General features: G+C 79.4%; 3 protein-coding genes. All 3 read right to left on the reverse strand.

The genetic code is table 11. From position 1 onward, the window contains the following. A partial coding sequence (locus HLB09_RS16005; RefSeq protein ID WP_171204308.1) for an MFS transporter occupies nt 1-1,251 on the reverse strand: 1,251 nt, incomplete at its 3' end. A gap of 66 nt (nt 1,252-1,317) precedes the next feature. Continuing rightward, nucleotides 1,318-1,734: an ATP-binding protein gene (locus tag HLB09_RS16010; RefSeq protein WP_171204309.1), complete on the reverse strand. Its 417-nt coding sequence runs from the start codon at nt 1,732-1,734 to the stop codon at nt 1,318-1,320. Nucleotides 1,735-1,858: 124 nt separating this feature from the next. Continuing rightward, nucleotides 1,859-2,074 carry a hypothetical protein gene (locus HLB09_RS16015; RefSeq protein ID WP_171204310.1) on the reverse strand — a complete coding sequence of 72 codons (216 nt, stop codon included), beginning with the start codon at nt 2,072-2,074 and terminating at the stop codon, nt 1,859-1,861. Nucleotides 2,075-2,272: the final 198 nt, after the last annotated feature.

Below are 2,272 nucleotides of genomic sequence, written 5' to 3' on the forward strand. Positions count from 1 at the left end.
CCGCGCGCTGCGCGCCCAGCCCGGCTGGGCCCCGAGCGCCAGCGCCGTCGCGACGGCCAGCGCGGCGGAGCCGGCGGCCAGGGAGAGGGGCGGGCCGCCGAGGTCCACGAGCAGGCCGGCGGCGGCGGTGCCGGCGGCGCCGCCGGTCACGACGGCGGTGGCCAGCCACGCCTGGCTCTCCCCGCGCCGCCCCTCGGGGGCGACCGCGTCCACGAGGGCCTGCTGGACGATGAGCGCGGGGGCGATGCACAGGCCGGTGAGGAAGAGGACCGGCAGCAGCAGGGGCAGCGGCGCCCCGGCGCCGACGACGACGGCCACGCCCGCCAGCCCGGCGGTGAAGGCCGCGAGCAGCGCCGGGAGGCGCCGCCGCTCGTCCCCGGAGTGGGGCAGCAGGCCGTACAGCAGGCCCCCGAGGACGCTGCCGCCGGCGATCGAGGCCAGCAGCACCCCGAGCCGCGACTCGTCGCCGAGGACGGCGCGCGCCGTCGCGGCCATCGAGGTGTCCACGAAGCCGAACGCCACGGCCATGGCGAGCCCGACGGCCAGCACGGCGACGAGCGGCGGGGTGAGGACGCGCGAGGCCCGCCGCAGCGGGTCGGCGTCGACCACCGCCCCCAGCGCGCCGTCGAGGGCGGCGGTGCGCTCGGGCGGGCGGCGCGCGGGCCCGCTCGCGGCGTACGCGAGACCGCCGACGGCGTGGACGACGGCGGTGACGAGCAGCGGCCCCGCGGGCGGCAGGTGCAGCAGGAGCGACAGCAGGAGGGGGCCGCCGACGAAGACGGCCTCCACGGCCGACGCGTCGAGCGCGTACCCGGTGCGCCACAGCCGCTCCGGCAGGACCGACCGCCACGACAGCCGCATGGCCGAGCTGATCGGCGGGGCCGTGGCGCCGGCGACGACGACGAGCACGAGCAGCAGGGCGAGCGGGGCGAGGGCCTCGGCCGCGAGCGCGAAGGCGGCGAGCAGCACCGCGCTGACGAGGACGGTCGGGGCGACGACGCGCGCCTGGCCGTGGCGGTCGATGAGGCGGCCCCACAGCGGCGAGCCGACGCCGATGCCGACGGCGTAGCCGGCGGTGACGAGGCCCGCGGCGGAGAACGACCCCCGCGTCTCCTCGACGAGCAGCAGCGTCCCGAACGGCACCATGGAGATCGGGAGCCGGGCCACCACGGCCGCGGCGAAGGGCCGCACGGCGGAGCCGGTGCGCAGGACCTCGAGGTAGGCCCCGAGGCCTCCGGCACCGCTCGTCACCCGCCGACCCTACGAGGTCCGCGGGGGACGCCCGCCCGCGTCGCCGCGGGCCCCGGGGCTCCCGTCTCAGGCCCGCGCGGGGCCCTCGCCCGGGCGGGCGTCGAGGTGGAACCACACGACCTTGCCCCCGGGCGCCCGTCGGACGCCCCAGGCGGTGGCGAGCGCCTCCACGAGGGCGAGGCCACGACCGCCGGTGGCGGACGCCGACGCCGGCCGCACCAGCGGCTCGAGCTCGTCGGCCAGGTCGTCGGCCACCTCGACCCGGACGCCGCCGGAGGCGACGACCACGGCCATCGACGCGGCGCCGCCGCCGTGGACCAGGGCGTTGGTGACGAGCTCGCTGACGAGCAGCTCGGCGACGTCGGCGACGTCCTCGTGCCAGCCCGCTCCGCCGCAGCAGCCCACGACGACCCGCCGCGCCCCGCGGACGTCCACCGGCGGGCAGCGGACGACGACCTCCCGGACCGGTGCTCCGTGCTCCACGGCGTCCCCCCGACCTCGCGGTCCCCTCCGGCGAGCAGCCCCGCTCGCAGGAGGTCTTCGCGGCCGACAGCGCCGTGGATGGGGGGCACCGGGCGCTGCTCCGGCCGGGTGAGCGCCCGGCGGGTCAGATCTTGGAGAGCCGCCGGTCGTTGCCGACGCGCACGGGGCCCTGCGCGAAGCGGACGGTGACGGCGACGTCGCCCTCGGTCGACACCACCCGTCCGATGCCGTGGACGTCGTGGTTCACCCGGTCGTCGACCGCGTAGGTCTCGACCGGCGCCGCGACGCGCTCCGCGAAGGGGCTCGTCCTGAGGTGGCGCCGGGGCGCGGAGTTGGCCATGCACCCAGTGTCACCCCGATCCGGCCGAGTCGCGGACATCGCGCACGCACCGCTGCGGGCGGTGACCGGCGCGAGCCCGGCAGCCGGCGCCGCGGAGGGCGGGCGGGCGCCGCGTGCCACACTCGCGGGGCCGGCCGACGACGAGGTCAGGGGACGAGCGCGCGCTCGGGCCGGCGGTGCGGGTCCGCGCGGCGCCTC

The sequence above is a fragment of the Pseudokineococcus marinus genome, assembly GCF_013004605.1.
Lineage (GTDB): Bacteria > Actinomycetota > Actinomycetes > Actinomycetales > Quadrisphaeraceae > Pseudokineococcus > Pseudokineococcus marinus.